The following is a 19727-nucleotide window of genomic DNA, read 5'->3' as shown; positions in this document are numbered from 1 at the left end:
CAGTCAAATTTAACAATGACCTGACGCAGGCCCGGAAAGCGCAAAATATGCCTGCAATAAAAGGGAAAACCATGACGAATAACGCCGATATAAAAAAAAGGAACTTCCTGACTCAGAATGAAATCGAGTCTTTACTTAAAGCGGCCGATACCGGTCCTTATGCTGCACGTAATTATTGCCTGACATTACTGTGCTTCATCCATGGTCTACGCGCCAGTGAGATCTGCCGTCTACGAATATCGGATATCGACCTTGCTGCCCGATGTGTTTACATCCATCGGCTAAAAAAAGGGTTTTCGACCACCCACCCGTTGCTGGATAAAGAGATCCACGCCCTAAAGCGCTGGCTGGCCATTCGCAGCAGCTGGCCGCAGGCCGCCAGCGAATGGCTGTTTCTCTCCCGCAAAGGTAATCCCCTCTCCCGCCAGCAGTTTTATCAGATTATCGCCTCCTCAGGGGGACTGGCGGGGCTGCCGCTGGAGATCCACCCGCACATGCTGCGGCACTCCTGTGGCTTTGCGCTGGCGAATATGGGGATCGATACCCGCTTGATTCAGGATTATCTCGGGCATCGCAATATCCGCCACACCGTCTGGTATACCGCCAGTAATGCGGGACGCTTCTATGGCATCTGGGACAATACCCGTGACAAACAGCGATCGTCGCTGATCCAATAGCATTGACGCCACGGATGGCGTTGTATCGCGATCGGCCGATCAATTAAAGTATCCCTTATTATTAACCCTCTGTTAATTAGGATTACTGTTCCCACAAGTTCTTATTTAATCCTTATGTCTGAGAGTTAATATAACCCTGCGCTTATTCAGGAATAGGCTCGGGTATTAATTGCAGGAGAGAATTTTCGCATCGTTGTCTTTAATGGCGACTGACCATCAAAATATCCTTTCATTTTATACACCTGGCACTAACCCGTGCAGATGCTATTGAGCCGACGATTAAAATCTTTAAAATTAAGAATTATCGCCCGGCGATATTTTTAGTGTCTGTCAATATAATGTGTTATCAATTCGTGATTAATCATCTTCACCCTGTACCGTTTTAGCATTACCGATCCTTTTCGTCATAGCGTATGGCTTCGCTGTGACGGTCACTCATACCTATTTTCCAGGAGCAACTATTGTGAATCGACGTCGTTTTCTTACCGCCAAAGAAGTTCAGGCCATGATGCAGGCCGCTCGTCAGGGCCCCACCGGCGAACGGGACTACTGCCTCATCCTGCTGGCCTTTCGCCATGGCATGCGCATCAGCGAACTGCTGGATCTGCATTATCACGATCTGGACCTGCATGAAGGGCGGGTTAATGTACGGCGGTTAAAGAATGGTTTTTCGACGATTCATCCGCTGCGCTTTGATGAGCGCGAGGCGATTGAGCGCTGGAGTCTGGTCCGTGCCGGCTGGAAAGCGGCGAACAAAACTGACGCGCTGTTTATTTCCCGTCGCGGTACAGCGCTCTCCCGCCAGCAGGCGTATCGTATTATTCGCTCCGCCGGCGAAAATGCGGGCACCGTCACGCACACCCACCCCCATATGCTGCGTCACGCCTGCGGCTACGAACTGGCGGAAAGAGGGACAGATACCCGTTTGATACAGGATTATCTGGGACATCGTAATATTCGTCACACGGTACGCTACACCGCCAGTAATGCGGCACGTTTCGCTGGAATATGGGAAAGAAATAATCTTTTAGAGGAAAAAGAGCCAAAAACGAAAAATGAATTAACTGATTGATTTTAAATCATTAAATAAATGACGAACAGGTCAATTGGGGCCAAACTGTTTATATCATAAAAATGTTTTGACATATTTTGCAACTCACTGCGCCATATTTCTGCAGAAAAAATCATATCCAATTGATTATTATCCACTTTTAAACCTGAGATTACTCACTTTTCTCTTACCAGATTTCTGCCGCACCGGCGATCCGCCGCCCGCGCCATCACTCTTCCTTTCTCCCCCCGGCCAACCGCTTCAGACAATACATCCGTTAAAAGATTACTTTTAGGCGTTTTATTCCATAAAAACGCCATAGACAAACTTAAAACAGGCCACTTATGCCAACGAGTCAAAATGGCCCCAATTGTCTCATCGATTGGGCGAAAACTGTGCAGAGCCGGCAGCCTGACGACTCGGCTGAAATCTGAAATGCCTGGAAGGCACAACGGCTGCCAATCCGGTTCGTTATTTCGACATCGTTCAAAGGAAAACAGTATGAAAATCAAAACACTGGCAATGATTGTTGTGTCAGCCCTGTCACTGAGCTCCGCAGCAGCTCTGGCCGATACCACCACGGTCAACGGCGGAACCGTGCATTTTAAAGGAGAAGTCGTCAATGCGGCCTGTGCAGTGGATGCCGGCTCTATCGATCAAACCGTCCAGTTAGGCCAGGTGCGTTCCGCGAAGCTGGCCACGGCAGGGAGCACCAGCTCCTCCGTTGGTTTTAACATCCAGCTGGATGACTGCGACACCACCGTAGCGACCAAAGCCTCTGTCGCCTTCTCGGGTACGGCTATCGACAGCACCAATACCACCGTTCTGGCCCTGCAAAACTCTGCCGCTGGCGGCGCGACTAACGTCGGCGTGCAGATCCTCGACAACACCGGCACACCGCTGGCGCTGGACGGCGCCACCTTCAGCGCCGCGACCACGCTGAATGACGGCACCAACATCATCCCGTTCCAGGCGCGTTACTACGCGACCGGCGCAGCGACGGCGGGTATAGCGAACGCGGACGCCACGTTCAAAGTGCAGTACGAGTAAGACCCGAGTCTGGCAGGGAAGCCATTCGGGCCAGGAGGGCCCGCTCTCTATTTTCAACCGGAGTGAAACGATGCAGGGAATGAAATCTGGTCTGCTGCTGTTACTGCCTCCGCTGGCGCTGGCCGGCAATCAGTGGAACGTCACGCTGCCGGGGGGCAGCATGCGTTTTCAGGGCCTGATAATGGCGAGTTCCTGCCGGGTCGAAGCCGGCGATCGGCAGATGACGGTCAATCTGGGGCAGATCAGCAGTAATCGATTTCATGCTGTCGGCGAAGACAGCAACCCAATCCCTTTCGCGATTCATTTACAGGATTGCAGTACGGCGGTCAGCCAGCATGTGGGCGTGGCATTTCACGGCGTGGCTGATGGTAAAAATCCCGATGTGCTCTCGGTGGGCGAAGGCCCGGGGATCGCCAGCGGGATTGGCATTGCGTTGTTCGACAGTCAGGGCCAGCAGCTGCCGCTCAATCGTCCACCCGACCGCTGGGTATCGCTCTACCGTGGACCAACAACGCTAAATTTTGTCGCCAAATATCGGGCGACCGGACGCCAGGTGACCGGCGGCGCGGCCAACGCCCAGGCCTGGTTCTCATTGACCTATCAGTAATTAATCCGCAGACAAACAGGACAACACGGTGAGCAGACAAGGAGAAAACGTGAGAAAAATGGCAACGACGACACGCGGCATACTGGCGGGATGTGTGCTTTTCGTCGCCGGTGCGTTGAGCGCCAGCGCGCAGGCGGGCGTCGCGCTCGGCGCAACCCGGGTTATCTATCCGGCAGGACAGAAACAGGTCCAGCTGGCGGTGACCAATAATGATGACAACAGCACCTGGCTTATTCAGTCATGGGTGGAAAATGCCGATGGTCAGCGAGACGGTCGGTTTGTCATCACTCCTCCGCTGTTTGCCATGCAGGGCAAAAAAGAGAACACCCTGCGCATTATCGACGCCACCAATAACCAGCTGCCGCAGGATCGGGAAAGCTTGTTCTGGATGAACGTGAAGGCGATCCCCTCAATGGATAAATCAAAGCTCAGCGACAATACCCTGCAGCTGGCGATTATCAGCCGCATCAAGCTCTACTACCGTCCGGGAAAACTGGCCCTGCCTCCGGATCAGGCGGCGGAAAAGCTGACCTTTAGCCGCAGCGGATCGTCGCTGACGCTGACGAACCCCACCCCCTATTACCTGACGGTGACCGAACTGAACGCCGGGACGCGCATTCTGGAAAACGCCCTCGTGCCGCCGATGGGCAAAACCAGCGTCAAGCTCCCCGCGGATGCCGGGAACACCATCACCTATCGCACGATTAATGATTACGGCGCGCTGACGCCGAAAATGAATGGCGTGCTGCGCTAACCCAGAAGCGCCCCGCCGCGCGGGACACGCTGCGCATGACCAGAAGCACTGACAGCCGGGCAACGTCGGACCGGAGGGATAATGTCACATCGAAAATATGGACTGGATCATTTAGGTTGCCGAGCTGCCCGGCGCCTGGTATCTCCGGCGCTGGCGCTGTGGCTCTGCTCACAGCCGTTTGCCGCGCGGGCGGACCTCTATTTTAACCCGCGCTTTTTAGCTGACGATCCGGCGGCGGTGGCTGACCTGTCGGGATTTGAAAAAGGTCAGGAGGTGCCGCCAGGCACCTATCGCGTCGATATTTATCTCAATAATGGTTTTATGACCACCCGGGACGTCACTTTCCAGGCCGATGCCCAGGGCCATGGTCTGTCGCCCTGCCTGACGCGCGGCCAGCTGGCGAGCATGGGGGTGGATACCGGGCGGGTTGCGGGCATGGCGACGCTGGACAGCACCGCCTGCGTACCGCTGACCACGCTTATCAGCGAAGCCACCACGCGCTTCGACGTCGGCCAGCAGCGCCTGTACCTCACCGTACCCCAGGCATTTATGGGCAACCATGCGCGCGGCTATATTCCGCCGGAGCTGTGGGATAACGGTATCACCGCCGGGCTGATTAACTATAACTTCACGGGCAATAACGTCCATAACACCACGGGCGGCAGCAGCCGTTACGCCTATCTGAATCTGCAGAGTGGCTTAAACCTGGGCGCCTGGCGTCTGCGCGATAACAGCACCTGGAGCTACAGCAGCGGCGGCAGCGCGTCCTCCAATGAGAACCGCTGGCAGCACGTTAACAGCTGGCTTGAGCGGGACATCACGCCGCTGCGTTCGCGGCTCACCCTCGGGGATAGCTACACCAACGGCGATGTTTTCGACGGGATCAACTTCCGCGGCGCCCAGCTGGCCTCGGACGACAATATGCTACCGGACAGCCAGAAAGGCTTCGCGCCGGTGATCCACGGGATCGCCCGCGGCACGGCGCAGGTGTCAATCCGGCAAAACGGCTATGAAATCTACCAGAGCACGGTGCCGCCGGGGCCGTTTACCATCGACGATCTCTACGCTGCGGGCAATGGCGGCGATCTGCAGGTCACGATCAAAGAAGCGGATGGCTCCCGCCAGGTCTTCAGCATGCCCTGGTCAACGGTGCCGGTTCTTCAGCGCGAAAGCCATACCCGCTTCGCCCTCACCGCCGGAGAGTACCGCAGCGGCAACAGCCAGCAGGAAACGCCCGATTTTTTCCAGGGCACGGCCATGCATGGCCTGCCGGCAGGCTGGACCCTGTACGGCGGCACCCAGCTGGCGGACCGCTATCGCGCCTTTAACCTCGGCGTGGGGAAAAATATGGGCTATTTCGGCGCCCTGTCGCTGGATGTCACCCAGGCCAACGCCACGCTGCCCGACGACAGCGAGCATCAGGGGCAGTCGGTGCGTTTTCTCTATAACAAATCCCTGGATGAGACCGGCACCAACCTGCAGCTGGTGGGCTACCGCTACTCCACCCGCGGCTACTATAACTTTGCCGATACCACCTACCGCCGAATGAGCGGCTACAGTGTGGAAACCCAGGACGGCGTTATTCAGGTAAAACCCAAATTTACCGACTACTACAATCTGGCTTACAGCAAGCGCGGCAAGGTGCAGCTGAGCGTGACCCAGCAGCTGGGGCGCACCGCCACCCTCTATCTCAGCGGTAGCCACCAGACCTACTGGGGCACCGACGATGCCGATGAGCAGCTGCAGGCCGGGCTCAACGCCGCCGTAGACGATATCAACTGGTCGCTGAGCTACAGCCTGACGAAAAACGCCTGGCAGCAGGGACGCGATCAGATGCTGGCGATCAACGTCAATATCCCCTTCAGCCACTGGCTGCGTTCCGACAGCCGCTCGGTCTGGCGGCACGCCAGCGCCAGCTACAGCCTGTCGCACGATCTCAATGGCCGCATGACTAACCTGGCGGGCCTGTACGGCACCCTGCTGGAAGACAACAACCTCAGCTATAGCGTGCAGACCGGCTATGCGGGCGGCGGCAACGGCGACAGCGGCAGCACAGGCTACACCGCTCTCAACTACCGCGGCGGCTACGGCAATGCCAACGTCGGCTACAGCCGCAGCGACGGCTTTAAGCAGCTCTACTACGGGGTGAGCGGCGGCGTGCTGGCGCACGCCAACGGCATCACCCTGAGCCAGCCGCTGAACGACACCGTGGTGCTGGTAAAAGCCCCCGGCGCCGGCGGCGTGAAAGTGGAAAATCAAACCGGGGTTCGCACCGACTGGCGCGGGTATGCCGTCCTGCCTTATGCCACTGAGTATCGCGAAAACCGGGTCGCGCTGGATACCAACACCCTGGCGGACAATGTCGACCTTGACGATGCGGTGGTTAGCGTGGTGCCCACCCATGGGGCGATCGTCCGCGCCAGCTTTAACGCGCAGGTGGGGATGAAGATCCTGATGACGCTGACCCATCGCGGTAAACCGGTGCCGTTTGGCGCCCTCGCCACCGGCGACAGCAACCAGAGCGGCAGCATCGTCGCGGACAACGGCCAGGTCTACCTGAGCGGAATGCCGCTGGCGGGCAAAGTGCGGGTGAAATGGGGCGATGGCCCGGACGCCCAGTGCGTGGCCGATTATCGTCTGCCGCCGGAGAGCCAACAGCAGGCGCTCAGTCAGCTGTCGGTCGCGTGCCGCTAAGGAGATCATGATGAGAACACTGCAGTATCTGCTGGGCGCCCTGTTCACCCTCGCCACACCAGCTGCGCTTGCCGCCGATAGCACGATCACCATCAGCGGCTATGTGCGCGACAACGCCTGCGCGGTAGCCGGGGAGTCGAAAGACTTCACCGTCGATTTTCAGGATAACGCCGCGAAGCAGTTTTATGCCGTCGGGGCAACGACGCCGCCGGTGCCGTTCCGCATCGTGCTGTCGCCCTGCGGCACTTCCGTCACCGCGGTGAAGGTCGGCTTCACCGGCGTGGCGGACAGCGTTAACACCAGCCTGTTAAAACTCGATGCCGGCGCCTCGGCGGCGGCGGGAATGGGGGTGGAAATTCTCGACCAGCAGCAGTCCCGGCTGCCGGTCAATGCGCCGTCGTCAGCCATGTCCTGGACCACGCTGACCCCGGGCCAGACCAACATCCTCAACTTTTACGCCCGGCTGATGGCCACTCAGGTGCCCGTCACCGCCGGGCATGTCAATGCGACAGCGACATTCACCCTGGAATTTCAGTAAGCGGAGGCGGAAATGAAATGGACCCACGTGGGCTGGCTGCTGGCCGGCCTGTTAACCGCAAGCGCTTCCCTGCGGGCGGCCGACGTCACCCTCACCGTCAACGGCAAGGTGGTGGCCAAACCCTGCACGGTCTCCACCGTCAACGCTACCGTCGAGCTGGGCGATCTCTATACCTTTAGCCTGATCGCCGCGGGCTCGACATCGGCCTGGCACAGCGTGGCGCTGGATCTGAGCAACTGCCCCGTGGGTACTTCACGGGTGAAAGCCACCTTCAGCGGCACAGCGGACAGCACCGGCTATTACAAAAACCAGGGCACGGCGGGCAATATTCAGCTCGAACTGCAGAGCGAGGACGGCACCACGCTGAACAATGGCAGCAGTCAGTCGGTACAGGTGGATGAGGCCAGCCAGTCCGCTCGCTTCCCGCTGCAGGTCAGGGCGTTGTCCGTCAACGGCGGCGCCACGCAAGGCACCATTCAGGCGGTGATTAACGTCACCTATACCTACGCCTGAGCCAGGAGAGCATCATGATGAAAAAAATTATCCCCCTGTTCACTACCCTGCTGCTGCTGGGCTGGTCGATGAACGCCTGGTCCTTTGCCTGCAAAACGGCCACCGGGGCAACGATCCCCATCGGCGGCGGGTCAGCCAACGTCTACGTTAACCTGACCCCGGCGGTGAACGTCGGGCAAAACCTGGTGGTCGACCTCTCCACGCAGATTTTTTGCCATAACGACTATCCGGAAACGATCACCGACTACGTGACCCTGCAGCGCGGATCCGCCTATGGCGGCGTGCTGTCGAGTTTCTCCGGTACCGTGAAGTATAACGGCACCTCTTACCCGTTCCCGACCACTACGGAAACGGCGCGGGTGATTTACGATTCACGGACCGATAAACCCTGGCCCACGGTCCTGTATCTGACGCCGGTCAGCACTGCCGGCGGGGTGGCGATCACCGCAGGATCGCTGATCGCGGTGCTGATCCTGCATCAGACCAACAACTACAATAGTGACTCCTTCCAGTTCATCTGGAACATCTACGCCAATAACGACGTGGTGGTCCCCACCGGCGGCTGCGATGTCTCCGCCCGCGATGTCACCGTCACCCTCCCTGACTACCCGGGCTCAATGGCCGTGCCGCTCACCGTCCACTGCGCGCAGAGCCAGCAGCTGGGGTATTACCTCTCCGGCACCACCGCGGATAGCGCCAACGCGATCTTCACCAATACCGCCTCCGCCTCGCCGGCGCAGGGGATCGGCGTTCAGCTGACGCGCAACGGCAGCGCCGTGCCGGCGAACAGCACGGTCTCGCTGGGCACCGTCGGTACCTCGCCGGTCAACCTCGGCCTGACGGCCACCTATGCCCGGACCACAGGCCAGGTCACCGCCGGCAACGTACAGTCGATCATCGGCATCACCTTTGTCTATCAATGATGAGCGACTATATCCTCTCGCCCTGCTGCAAGGGCAGACGACAGGCGAGCAGGCCCAACGTCTCGGATTAAGCCAGAAAACGCGCTATACCCAGCGGCTGGCCAGGATGAAAAAACGGGTGGAATATCATCCGCATCCGGCCCCCCGCTTCCCGCGCACATCCGCACACTCACTGTCGGCGTTTGAACAGGCATGAGGGGAAGCAATGAGTGACTAAAGGCGTGGTTTGGCTGGCGAGAGAAAAGCGCACCGGTGGGCACCGGTGCCGGTACGTCAGGCGCGGATATCGTCGTATTCGCGGGTGTTATCGAATTCATGTTTGGCAAACGGGCAGAGAGGAATGATCTTCCGCTGCTCCTGGCGCATTTTTTCCACCACCTTCGCCACCAGCTGTTTTCCCACCCCCTGACCTTTCAGGCTGGGATCAACATCGGTATGCTCGATAATACTGAGGTGTTCGCCAGTGGGAACAAAAACAATTTCCGCCACCTGGTTTCCCTGCGCGTCGTTAACATAAAATTTGTTGTGCCCTTCCAGTATTTCCATCTTCTCCTCGCTTATTTATGACGATATTGCAGGGCGCCGCTCGGGCAGGTATCGATCACTTTTACCACCGTCGCGACATCCACTTCATCCGGGATAATCCACGGCTTACGCTTCAGGTTGAACAGTTTCGCGCTACCGCGCACGCAGTTTCCCGAGTGCTGACAAATCGCCGTATTAAAGTAGACGTCGATTTTCTCTCCGGTGTAGGCCCGGTAGCCGGCTTCCAGTAATTCTTTATCCATGACATTGCCTCGGTCTTTTTTATCTTGCAGGTTAAGCATAGCCCTCGCCGTGGCGGCTGACTATGCCTGAGCGCGGCAACTGGCGCCAGGAGAGTGATTTGGCATGTCATATCATGTTTTCTCGTCGCGTTAATTCACTTGGTCAATGATCGGTTGACTTTCATTCCCGCAACGAGGCGATTACACTCATGACACACTGGTAAGAGCACTCAGGGATGTTCCATTGAATCATATTGCTACCATAGCCCGCCCAGCGCGGTTACTGCTCGTCTTGCCGCTCTCCGGCTGCTCACTCTCACCAGCGATCCCGGTACTGGGCGCCGCGTTTCCAGGCTGGTTTTTCTGCTTGTTAGGCGGTGCGTTTTTACTGATCCCCTGCCATATCCTGATTACCCGTAAAGGCTGGCAGCCGCGCTTTTCTCCTCTGGTCTTCAGCTATGTCGCGCTGATGTTCCTGTTCGCCACGCTGCTGTGGTTTCTGTTTTTTGTTCACTGATCGCTTATGACAACTTCCCGCACTCCCCTGTTACGCAAAAAGTGGCCCCTGCTGGCGCTGGTCCTTGCCGCTATCCTGGCGCTGATCCTGGTTATCTGGCAGTTGCAAACCTCGCCGGAGACCAATGACGCCTATGTCTATGCCGATACCATCGATGTGGTGCCCGAGGTTAGCGGACGCATCGTGGAGATGCCCATACGCGATAACCAGCGGGTGAAAAAAGGCGATCTGCTGTTCCGCATCGACCCCCGTCCCTATCAGGCGATGCTCGATGACGCGAAAGCGCGGCTGACGACCCTCGACGCGCAGATCATGCTGACCCAGCGCACCATCAAAGCGCAGGAGTATAACGCCCAGTCGGTGGCGGCCGCCGTCGAGCGCGCCAGAGCGCTGGTCAAGCAGACCACCTCCACGCGCACCCGCCTTGAGCCGCTGGTGCCGCAGGGGTTTGCCTCCCAGGAAGATCTCGATCAGGCACGCACCGCCGAGAAAGCGGCGCGTGCGGAGCTGGAGGCCACGCTGCTGCAGGCCAGACAGGCCTCGGCCGCCGTGACCGGCGTGGATGCCATGGTGGCGCAACGCGCCGGGATCCTGGCGCAAATCGCCCTCGCCGAACTGCATCTGGAATTTACCGAAGTGCGGGCGCCGTTCAACGGCGTAGTGGTGGCGCTGAAAACCACCGTCGGTCAGTACGCTTCAGCGCTGAAGCCGGTCTTCACCCTGCTGGATGACGATCGCTGGTATGTGATCGCGAACTTCCGCGAAACCGATCTGAACAACGTGCGCCCCGGCGTGGCGGCGCGGATCACCGTGATGACCAACCACAACCGCGCCTTTAACGGCGTGGTGGATTCGGTCGGCTCCGGCGTTCTTCCCGAAGGCGGGAGCGTCATTGAAGGGCTGCCGCTGATCCAGAAAAGCATTAACTGGGTTCACGTCTCGCAGCGCTTCCCGGTGAAAATCGCCGTCAGCGATCCCGATCCAGAGCTGTTCCGCATGGGCGCCTCGGCCAGCGCCGTGCTGCAGCCGTAGCCGGACAACGCGATGTTTCCTTTCGCCGATTTTTTACGCCAGGAACTGCGCGACGCGCCGGGACGCGCCAGCTACACGCTGCGCCTGACGCTGAGCTGTGCGGTGCTCATCACCCTGTTTATGACCCTGCAGATCCCCTTTCTGGCCGTTGCGCTGATCGTCGTGTTCTACGTTAGCCAGCCTAACGTGCTGATGATCAAGCTGGTCAGCGTGGTCTTTTTTGTCACCGTCACCGTGGCGCTCGGCGGCGTGTTGCTGATCATCAAGTGGACCTATGACTACCCGCTGATCCGCCTGGCCGCCTCGGTGGCGCTCTTTTTCTGCGCCCTCTATCTGATGCGGGTGCTGGGCAAGCTGGGGCTGGCTTTTTTCGTGGTGGCGCTGGCGGTGATTTACGCTCAGACCTTCCCGTCAATGACCAGTCAGAGCGAGATCCTGGTGCGGCTGCTGCTCTGGCTGTGGGTGGCGATTAACACCGCAATCCTGGTTACCCTGCTGGTCAACGCCTGTTTTCAGCAAGCTTTCCCCGGCAACCAGTTTAAGGCGCGTCTGGCGGAGATGCTGCAGGCAGTCGCCAGCCGGCTGGCAGCCCCGGGCGCGGAAACGCCGCCCACGTTCGGCGAGACCGCCGCACAGTTCAACCAGCTGCAGTCGCTGTTCGCCCAGGCTAGCCGGGCGACGCCGGAGATCGCCGCCGAACCGCAGGCCTGGCGCTCGCGGCTGGCCGCCACCCTGCGCTGCTATCAGCTGGCGGCCCTGCTGCAAGCGGACGAAGCGGATAGCGACGATCGCCAGCAGCTGTCGCAGGCGGTACTGCAGCTAAAGAACGCCCTTAGCGAGGGGCCGTTTGACGGCGCGATTCCTCCCCTGGCGCTCAGCGGTCGTGGCATTAATCGCGCGGTTCTGCAGGAGATGGCTTCCCTTCTGCAGCAGCTGGCGCAGGGTGAGCCCGTTGCCCTGCCGCAGGGGGAAGTGGAGAAGGCGCCTCTGCTGGCGCCGGACGCCTGGCGCAACCCGGCCTATCTCCATTTTGCGCTCAAGACCCTGCTGGCGACGCTAATCTGCTATGTCTTCTATACCGCTGCCGACTGGCAGGGACTGCACACCATTATGCTGAGCTGCGTCATCGTCGCCCAGCCGGGGCTGGGCGCCACGATGCAAAAGACATGGTTGCGCATCGGCGGGGCGCTGCTCGCCACCCTGCTGGCGCTGCTGTTAATTGTCTTTGTTCAGCCCTGGACCGATTCGCTGTCCGGCCTGCTGGCGATGTCCCTGCCGGTGCTGGCGCTGGCGGCCTGGATCGCCGCCGGCTCGGAGCGTATCGCCTACGCCGGGATCCAGATTGGCTTCACCTTTGCGCTGGCCTTCCTCAGCTGGTTTGGCCCGCTGACCAACCTCACCGAGCTGCGGGATCGGGTACTCGGCATTCTGCTCGGGGTGCTGGTCTCCTCCATCGTTCATCTCTATCTCTGGCCGGACAGCGAAGCGCCGCAGTTGAAATCCCGCCTTGCGGCACTTTATCGCCGACTGGCGGACTGCCTCGCCGCCCCGAAGGAGGCGGTTCCGCTGGCGCCCCTGTTTGTCGCCTTCACCGACAGCGAAGCGCTGCTCCATCGGGTTCGCGCTGAACCGCTGGGCACCTGGGCCCATCCCTGGCCACAGGCGAAAGACTGGCCGATGCGCGCCACCCTTGCTCAGGCCGAGGAGATCGCCCGCCTCAGCGAAGGCTACCGGCTCAACGCCGCGCCGGGAGACCCGACGCTGGCCCGCTGCGCCGAGCAGCTGCGGCGCTACGCCGAACGTATCGAACAGGAGGCGGCCGCACCTGACGGGACGCTGGCCGCCGATGTCAGTAACCCCTTTGGTCCGGCGCTGGCTGCCGCGCTGGCCACCCTGCCCGACTGGGGCCCGACTGAGCAACAGGCTAAAACGTCATGATGATGCTTCCTTTCCCCGCGCGACTGCGCGCGACTCTCTTTACCCTGACGCTAACGCTGCTCAGCGGCTGCGCGCTGATCCAGGATGAGCCGGCCCAGGTCGCCATCGTCAATCCGCAGCAGGCCCAGCTGGCGCAGGTGATCCACCTGGCGAACAGCGACTGGCCGGCAGCCCGCTGGTGGGAGGCCTATGATGATCCTCAGCTCAACATGTTGATCAACCGGGCGCTGCAGAACTCGCCGACCATGCAGGCCGCCCGACTGCGTATCTCCCAGTCGCAGTCCACGGTGGAGCTCGCCCGCTCGGCGATGGGCCTGCAGGCCACCGCCGTCGCGGCGCAAAACCGCCTGCGGATCACCGACAAATCCTTTAGCTGGCCCTACTCGTACTCCCTGCCGGTGGATAAGAATGGTCCCTGGTATACGCTGAATACCGTTGGCGTCGGGGCGCAGCTGAATATCGATCTCTGGGGAGCCGATCGCGCCCGGGTCGCCGCCGCCATTGGCGAGAAAAATGCCCGGCTGGCGGAGACCGCCGGCATTGAGCTTGATATCGCCAGCAGCGTGGCGCAGCTCTATTTCGCCATGCAGGCGACGTTCCAGAAAATCGCGCTGCTGCAGGAGCTGGAGGGTATTGCCCAATTCTCGGTAGCGGCCCATGAGCACCGGACCCAACGCGGCGTGGAAGACAGTGTGGATGTGGCCAATGCCCGGGCTGAGCAGCTCGCCGCCCGCCAGCAGATCATTAGCGCCGAGGGGATGCTGACCCAGTATCGTGAAACCCTGCGGGCGCTGATCGGCGCTGATGCGCAGAGCATGCCGGCGATCCATCCGGTGGCGCTGCCGGCGCTCCAGGAGACGCTGCCGCCGTCGCTCTCTTTCGAGCTGCTGGCCCGCCGTCCGGACCTGCAGGCGCTGCGCGGCTACGTGACTGCCTCCCTGAGCCAGGTCGATGCGGCGAAAGCGGCCTTCTATCCCCATTTTGATATCAAAGCGTTCTGGGGCTATAACGCCCTGAGCGTCGGGGATCTGTTTAAGTCCTCTTTCCAGCAGATCAACCTGCTGCCCGGGCTGTATCTGCCGATCTTCGACGGCGGTCGTCTGAACGCCAACCTGCAGTCGGTGCGTACCGCCAGCAACATCCTGATCAAACAGTACAACCAGGCGGTGCTGGACGCAGTTCGCGATGTCGCCATCAGCTCCAGCCAGCTTAACGATCTGAACCAGCAGCGTGCGCTGCAGCAGCTAAAAGTCACCGCGGCGCAGACCACCACCGACAGCGCCCGCGCCCATTATCAGCGCGGCCTGCTCAGCCGCTACGCCGCCGAAGAGGCCCGGCGGGCGGTTCTCGCCCAGCAGCTGTTGCTGCTGGACATTGAAGCCCAGCGGCTGAGCACCGACATTACCCTGATCAAAGCCCTGGGCGGCGGCTACCGCGGCCAGTAACAAAAATGCCTTCCCCGGTGGGGAAGGCATTAAACAGAAAGCGCGGGGTTGATACGCGGCGATTACACCAGAGCGCGCAGCTCCTCCTGCATATAGGTGGAAAAGAATTCCGGATGCTTAATCACCAGCCGTTCACCCGCGGCGACCCGTTCAGCCCATTCCGCTACTTTATCGGTAAACCCGGCGCTCCAGCCCTGCTGTTGGCCCCGCGCAGCGACGTCGGCCGGGGAGGCTGGTACGCCCAGTTCTTTCAAATATTTGAGAATTCCCTTCGCGGTACTTTCATCCATAGACTGTGGTACTGGCTCAGACGTATTCATACCACCGATGAAATCCAATGCTTTATCAATGACTGCTGGCATAGGTGTGTCCTTATATTAACCACATAGTAAACCTGACTACACTATGGACCGGAAAGCGACGTGATTTCAAAGAACACGCTCACGTTATGGGACATCGCGCATTCAGAAAAGGGGATTTTGTTCTGCTGGGGCGGGGATTGGACAAAAAACAAGCCGGCCCCGTAGGGCCGGCCTGAGGAGTGCGTCAGGCGTTGCTGACGGATTTTTGCGCAGCGCTGGACCGACTGTTCTCCAGCATCCGGCGGACCGGGACAATCAGCACGGCCAGCACGGCGGCGCAGATCAGCAGCGCGATGGAGCAGCGGGCAAAGAGATCCGGCAGCAGCGACAGCTGATCGGCCTTCACATGACCGCCAATCAGCCCCGCCGCCAGGTTACCCAGCGCGCTGGCACAGAACCACAGGCCCATCATCTGGCCGCGCATTCTTTCCGGGGCCAGCAGGGTCATGGTCGCCAGCCCAATCGGGCTCAGGCATAGTTCACCGAGCGTCAGCATCAGGATACTGCCCACCAGCCACAGCGGTGACACGCCGGCCCCACCGTTGCTCAGGACGTTCTGCGCTGCCAGCATCATCAGGCCAAAGCCCGCCGCCGCGCACAGGATACCAATCACGAATTTGGTCATACTGCCCGGACGCACGTTTTTACGCGCCAGCGCAGGCCACGCCCAGCTGAATACCGGCGCGAGCAGAATGATAAACAAGGCGTTAATCGACTGGAACCAGACCGCGGGGATCTCAAAATCGCCGATCATCCGGTTGGTGTAGTCGTTGGCAAACAGGTTAAAGGAGGTTGGTTTCTGTTCAAACGCGGACCAGAAAAAGGCCGCCGAGACCAGCAAAATAAAGCACACCAGCAGCCGCGCCCGCTCTTTACGATTCAGCCCGGCAAAGACAAAAAGCCAGATGAAATAGAGCGCCACGGAGGCGGCAATCACATAGACCAGCACGCTGGCCACCGCCACCGGGTTAATCACGATCGTGCCCAGGCTAATGAGCGTGACCAGCACCGCCACTCCCAGGGTCAGCGCCAGCAGCCACGCCCCAACGCCATTCTTTTTCGCCACCGGGCTGTTCCAGGTGGAATCGAGGCCGACTTCCGCGTCATAGCGCTTCATCGACGGCACGGCAAAGGCGCGGAAAATGACCAGCGCCACCAGCATCCCGATCCCCCCGATGCCAAAGCCCCAGTGCCAGCCATGGGATTTGATCAGCCAACCGGAGATCAAGGGCGCGATAAACGAGCCGATGTTAATCCCCATGTAGAACAGCGAAAAACCGCCGTCGCGGCGCGCGTCGCCTTTTTTATACAGGGTGCCGACCATCACTGAGATACAGGTTTTAAACAACCCGGAACCCAGGACGATAAACATCAGACCGATAAAGAACAGGTCGTTGCCCAGCCATGCCGACAGGGCGATTGACAGGTGCCCCAGGGCGATCAGGATAGAGCCGTACCAGACGGCCCGCTGCTGGCCAAGCCAGTTATCCGCCAGCCAGCCGCCGGGCAGCGCCGCCAGATACATACTGCCGGCAAAAATCCCGACGATCGCCGAGGCGTTCTCCCGCGCCAGTCCCATCCCGCCGTCGTAGACCGTCGCTGCCATAAACAGGATCAGTAAGGGACGGATCCCGTAAAACGAGAAGCGCTCCCACATTTCAGTGAAGAACAGGGAGCCCAGCGGATAAGGATGGCCGAAAAAGGTACGGCTTTCGTTTTTATTAACAGAGGAATGCATAAATTCTCCAGGTAAGGTGCGCCGCAGCGCAAGTTAACCGTATAAAGCAGGCTGACGATTTATAATTTGTTTGCATTAACATCAAACGCGAGCATTTTTAACCATTTGATAACCACGCAATGGTTTTGTCCAGCCCCTTACCTTCCCTTTTTAGATGAAAAGTCGACAAACATCTAGTTTTATAGATTTAATGTTCGCAAAAACACAAACAACGTTGACTTTATATTTCCGGGTCAAAAACATTAAATCATCAATTAAAAACAATACCTTAGATGATCAGCAAAGGACAAAGACGGCCGGCACAGACGCGGAAGATAACGGCAGGAAAAGTAAGGAAAATGGACCTAATGACGAGGAAATAACGTTAAGCGGCAATATTGCTCAGCAAGGCTGACCTCCCCCTCGGGAGAGGCCCTGACTTTGCCCGGGGAATATTCCGCCAGGCCGGGACAAAACGACGTACAGAAGATGTTGGAGGTAGCGGCTAAAACCGACGCTATTTCACTCGCCGCCCTGCGGCATCAATGACTGGCTCACCGTCTTCCTTCACGAACGCGCCTTTTTGCGGCGCGGCCAGGATCTCCAGCACCACCTCTGACGGGCGGCAGAGTCGGGTGCCCCGCGGCGTCACCACGATCGGACGATTAATCAGGATCGGATGCTGAAGCATAAAGTCGATTAACTGATCGTCAGTAAACCGGTCTTCCGCCAGCCCCAGCGCGTCGTAGGGTTCAACGTTTTGCCGTAGCAGCGCACGTACCGGGATGGCCATCACGGCAATCAGCTGGCGCAGCACATCACGCGACGGCGGCGTCTCCAGATAATGGATAATAACGGGCTCTTCGCCGCTGTTGCGGATCAGCGCCAGGGTGTTGCGCGACGTGCCGCACGCCGGGTTATGGTAAATGGTGATGCTCATAGTACGTTCTCATGGCTGGTTAAAGGAGAGACGCAGCGCCAGCGCAGCCAGCGTCACAAGCAGCACCGGCAGGGTCATGGTGATGCCGCAGCGGAAATAATACCCCCATCCGATGGTGATGTGCTTCTGCGCCAGCACATGCAGCCAGAGCAGCGTGGCCAGGCTACCAATCGGCGTGATTTTGGGCCCCAGATCGCAGCCGATGACGTTGGCATAAATCATGGCCTCTTTGATCGTTCCTGTGGCCGCGCTGCCATCAATCGACAGGGCGCCGACCAGCACGCTGGGCATATTATTCATTATTGAAGAGAGGAAGGCCGACAGGATACCGGTGCCCAGCGTCGCGGCCCAGAGCCCGCGCTCCGCCAGCATGTTCAGCACCGTGGTCAGATAATCCGTTAACCCGGCGTTTCGCAGGCCATACACCACCAGATACATTCCCAGCGAGAAGATCACGATCTGCCACGGGGCGCCGCGCAGCACCTTGCCGGTGTTAATGACCCGCCCGCGCTTCGCGACAGCAAACAGGATCCCCGCTCCCGGCGCCGCGATGGCGCTGACCGGGATCCCCAGCGGGTCAAGAACGAAAAAACCAACCAGCAACAGCAGCAGCACGCCCCAGCCGGTGCGGAAGGTCGCCGGATCTTTTATCGCCGTGACCGGCGCTTTCAGTAACGCCATATCCCAGGCTGGCGGGATATCCTTGCGAAAGAACAGGTGCAGCATCGCCAGGGTGGTGAAGATCGCCGCGAGATCGACCGGCACCATCACCGAAGCGTACTCCCTGAAGCCGATGGCAAAGAAATCTGCCGAAACGATATTCACCAGATTCGACACCACCAGCGGCAGGCTGGCGGTATCGGCAATAAACCCGGCGGCCATAACAAAGGCCAGCATCGTTCCCTTGCTGAAACCCAGCGCCCGCAGCATGGCTATCACGATGGGGGTGAGGATCAGCGCCGCGCCGTCGTTGGCAAACAGCGCCGCCACCGCGGCGCCGAGCAGGATAATCCAGGTAAACAGCAGACGACCCCGCCCTCTTCCCCAGCGGGAAACGTGCAGCGCGGCCCATTCAAAAAAGCCAGACTCATCAAGCAGCAGGCTGATAATGATAACGGCGATAAAGGTGGCAGTCGCATTCCAGACGATATGCCACACCACCGGGATATCGGCTAACTGTACGCCACCGGTGGCCAGCGCCAGCGCCGCGCCAAAGGCCGCGCTCCAGCCGATCCCTACCCCCCGCGGCTGCCAGATCACCAGCACCAGGGTCAGGACAAAAATCGCACCTGCCAGCAACATTCTTCCTCCCGCCAATCACATTCGAAAAAACAGATGTATTTAGATAAATTTTTTACCGACAACCCGGCCCGCCAGCCAGTCTGCTGACCATCAGCCGCACATCGTCCTGCTGACTGAGCCAGGCCTGCTCTATCACCTGCGCCGCCCAGGCCGGCATCTGCGGAGAAAGGCGGTAATAGACCCATTTACCCTGTTTACGATCCAGCAGCAGGCCGCTCTCACGGAGCATCGCCAGATGGCGGGAGATCTTGGGCTGGGACTGGGCGAGCGCCGTACAGAGATCGCAAACACACAGCTCTCCACGCGCCTTGAGCAGCAATACGATCCCCAGCCGGGTTTCATCGGCGAGGTTTTTGAACAGTTGCAGGGGCACTAAAGACATGATTTCTCCTCAAGCGTGATGGACAGCATACGGCACCACCAATAAAGATCAATATACATTCGAAAAATCATATATGTTTTTCACACCAGCGATGAGCCTCCGTTGCGTGGCGACACGCCACCCCTTGCGCAATAGCACGGAAAAATGCCGCGTTTTCTTTTATCCACCATCGAAATATGTCAGGCTGGAGATCCCATTAGATTGCCAGGGTTTTCAGGATGAGTACGATTTATGTGGTTGTTTTAACGTATGTAAAACCGCTTGAAGAGGTGGATGACGCCATCCCCGCCCATGTCGAATGGCTCAAAAAGGGCTATGCTGACGGCCTCTTTCTTGCCTCCGGCCGCCGCCTTCCCCGCACCGGCGGGGTAATTCTGGCGAAATGCGCCAGCCGGGAAATGCTGGAATCGCGTCTGAGTCAGGACCCCTTCCAGCAGCTGGGTCTCGCCCGTACCGAGATTATTCCCTTTGAGGCCAGCATGGCGTCACCCGTACTGCAGTCGCTGTTATAAGCGTAT

21 protein-coding genes and 1 pseudogene are annotated in these 19727 nt (G+C 59.1%); 15 read left to right on the top strand and 7 right to left on the bottom strand.

What is annotated here, in order from left to right; genetic code table 11:
• Positions 1 to 71: 71 nt before the first annotated feature.
• From fimB to B8P98_RS04550, 10 genes and pseudogenes are all read left to right on the top strand, one after another.
• Positions 72 to 677, top strand: coding sequence for a type 1 fimbria switch DNA invertase FimB (gene fimB / locus B8P98_RS04595; protein ID WP_025714772.1), 606 nt, complete (start codon positions 72 to 74; stop codon positions 675 to 677).
• Positions 678 to 1140: 463 nt separating this feature from the next.
• A complete protein-coding gene (gene fimE / locus B8P98_RS04590) occupies positions 1141 to 1749 on the top strand; it encodes a type 1 fimbria switch DNA invertase FimE (protein ID WP_025714771.1) in 609 nt (202 codons plus the stop codon).
• Between the two features lie 480 nt (positions 1750 to 2229).
• Positions 2230 to 2778 carry a type 1 fimbrial major subunit FimA gene (fimA, locus tag B8P98_RS04585; RefSeq protein ID WP_025714770.1) on the top strand — a complete coding sequence of 183 codons (549 nt, stop codon included), beginning with the start codon at positions 2230 to 2232 and terminating at the stop codon, positions 2776 to 2778.
• A 70-nt stretch (positions 2779 to 2848) separates the two neighbouring features.
• On the top strand, positions 2849 to 3385 hold the full coding sequence (gene fimI, locus B8P98_RS04580) for a type 1 fimbrial minor subunit FimI (RefSeq protein ID WP_025714769.1): 537 nt from the start codon (positions 2849 to 2851) through the stop codon (positions 3383 to 3385).
• 49 nt (positions 3386 to 3434) lie between these two features.
• Complete coding sequence (locus B8P98_RS04575; RefSeq protein ID WP_025714768.1) at positions 3435 to 4139, top strand: fimbria/pilus periplasmic chaperone; 705 nt, start codon at positions 3435 to 3437, stop codon at positions 4137 to 4139.
• 81 nt (positions 4140 to 4220) lie between these two features.
• On the top strand, positions 4221 to 6833 hold the full coding sequence (locus B8P98_RS04570) for a fimbrial biogenesis usher protein (protein ID WP_095032780.1): 2613 nt from the start codon (positions 4221 to 4223) through the stop codon (positions 6831 to 6833).
• Positions 6834 to 6843: 10 nt separating this feature from the next.
• Positions 6844 to 7371, top strand: a complete 528-nt coding sequence (gene fimF, locus B8P98_RS04565; protein ID WP_157738381.1) for a type 1 fimbrial adaptor subunit FimF — start codon at positions 6844 to 6846, stop codon at positions 7369 to 7371.
• A gap of 27 nt (positions 7372 to 7398) precedes the next feature.
• Positions 7399 to 7884 carry a type 1 fimbrial minor subunit FimG gene (fimG, locus tag B8P98_RS04560; protein ID WP_165931852.1) on the top strand — a complete coding sequence of 162 codons (486 nt, stop codon included), beginning with the start codon at positions 7399 to 7401 and terminating at the stop codon, positions 7882 to 7884.
• 17 nt (positions 7885 to 7901) lie between these two features.
• Positions 7902 to 8807 carry a fimbrial protein gene (locus tag B8P98_RS04555; protein WP_032416394.1) on the top strand — a complete coding sequence of 302 codons (906 nt, stop codon included), beginning with the start codon at positions 7902 to 7904 and terminating at the stop codon, positions 8805 to 8807.
• Between the two features lie 16 nt (positions 8808 to 8823).
• Positions 8824 to 8997 (top strand): annotated as a pseudogene (locus tag B8P98_RS04550) (EAL domain-containing protein); the annotation flags it as partial.
• A gap of 83 nt (positions 8998 to 9080) precedes the next feature.
• Here the strand turns inward: B8P98_RS04550 and B8P98_RS04545 are convergent.
• Both B8P98_RS04545 and yjdI read right to left on the bottom strand, forming a co-directional pair.
• Positions 9081 to 9353, bottom strand: coding sequence for a GNAT family N-acetyltransferase (locus B8P98_RS04545; RefSeq protein WP_002916201.1), 273 nt, complete (start codon positions 9351 to 9353; stop codon positions 9081 to 9083).
• Positions 9354 to 9364: 11 nt separating this feature from the next.
• A complete protein-coding gene (yjdI, locus tag B8P98_RS04540; protein WP_004205354.1) occupies positions 9365 to 9595 on the bottom strand; it encodes a 4Fe-4S mono-cluster protein YjdI in 231 nt (76 codons plus the stop codon).
• A 223-nt stretch (positions 9596 to 9818) separates the two neighbouring features.
• Between yjdI and B8P98_RS04535 the strand changes: the two genes are divergently transcribed.
• Genes B8P98_RS04535 through B8P98_RS04520 form a run of 4 tightly spaced genes read left to right on the top strand, consistent with a single transcriptional unit; the run spans position 9819 to position 14506 of the window.
• Complete coding sequence (locus tag B8P98_RS04535; protein WP_008806389.1) at positions 9819 to 10091, top strand: YtcA family lipoprotein; 273 nt, start codon at positions 9819 to 9821, stop codon at positions 10089 to 10091.
• Positions 10092 to 10097: 6 nt separating this feature from the next.
• Positions 10098 to 11123 (top strand): multidrug transporter subunit MdtN, encoded by a 1026-nt coding sequence (gene mdtN, locus B8P98_RS04530; RefSeq protein WP_025714762.1) that lies wholly within the window; start codon positions 10098 to 10100, stop codon positions 11121 to 11123.
• 12 nt (positions 11124 to 11135) lie between these two features.
• A complete protein-coding gene (mdtO, locus tag B8P98_RS04525; protein WP_095032778.1) occupies positions 11136 to 13061 on the top strand; it encodes a multidrug efflux transporter permease subunit MdtO in 1926 nt (641 codons plus the stop codon).
• Positions 13058 to 14506: an MdtP family multidrug efflux transporter outer membrane subunit gene (locus tag B8P98_RS04520; protein WP_080897041.1), complete on the top strand. Its 1449-nt coding sequence runs from the start codon at positions 13058 to 13060 to the stop codon at positions 14504 to 14506. Before mdtO ends, B8P98_RS04520 begins: the two co-directional genes overlap by 4 nt.
• Positions 14507 to 14568: 62 nt before the next feature.
• Here B8P98_RS04520 and B8P98_RS04515 read toward each other — a convergent pair whose 3' ends face one another.
• The 5 genes from B8P98_RS04515 to B8P98_RS04495 form a co-directional block, all read right to left on the bottom strand.
• On the bottom strand, positions 14569 to 14868 hold the full coding sequence (locus B8P98_RS04515) for a DUF1889 family protein (RefSeq protein WP_025713585.1): 300 nt from the start codon (positions 14866 to 14868) through the stop codon (positions 14569 to 14571).
• 184 nt (positions 14869 to 15052) lie between these two features.
• A complete protein-coding gene (locus B8P98_RS04510; protein ID WP_080897040.1) occupies positions 15053 to 16606 on the bottom strand; it encodes a peptide MFS transporter in 1554 nt (517 codons plus the stop codon).
• Positions 16607 to 17102: 496 nt separating this feature from the next.
• Positions 17103 to 17525 carry a glutaredoxin-dependent arsenate reductase gene (gene arsC / locus B8P98_RS04505; RefSeq protein ID WP_095032777.1) on the bottom strand — a complete coding sequence of 141 codons (423 nt, stop codon included), beginning with the start codon at positions 17523 to 17525 and terminating at the stop codon, positions 17103 to 17105.
• A 9-nt stretch (positions 17526 to 17534) separates the two neighbouring features.
• Positions 17535 to 18827, bottom strand: coding sequence for an arsenic transporter (locus B8P98_RS04500; RefSeq protein WP_095032776.1), 1293 nt, complete (start codon positions 18825 to 18827; stop codon positions 17535 to 17537).
• A gap of 52 nt (positions 18828 to 18879) precedes the next feature.
• On the bottom strand, positions 18880 to 19209 hold the full coding sequence (locus B8P98_RS04495) for a metalloregulator ArsR/SmtB family transcription factor (RefSeq protein ID WP_095032775.1): 330 nt from the start codon (positions 19207 to 19209) through the stop codon (positions 18880 to 18882).
• A 218-nt stretch (positions 19210 to 19427) separates the two neighbouring features.
• On the opposite strand from B8P98_RS04495, the gene B8P98_RS04490 reads away from it, so the two are divergent.
• The gene (locus tag B8P98_RS04490; protein ID WP_095032774.1) at positions 19428 to 19721 is read left to right on the top strand and encodes a YciI family protein; all 294 of its coding nucleotides are present in this window, start codon (positions 19428 to 19430) and stop codon (positions 19719 to 19721) included.
• Positions 19722 to 19727 lie beyond the last annotated feature (6 nt).

It is taken from the genome of Klebsiella quasivariicola (assembly GCF_002269255.1).
GTDB classification, from domain to species: domain Bacteria; phylum Pseudomonadota; class Gammaproteobacteria; order Enterobacterales; family Enterobacteriaceae; genus Klebsiella; species Klebsiella quasivariicola.
Note: the sequence above shows the minus strand (reverse complement) of the source record. Positions and strands in the feature narration are given on the sequence as shown.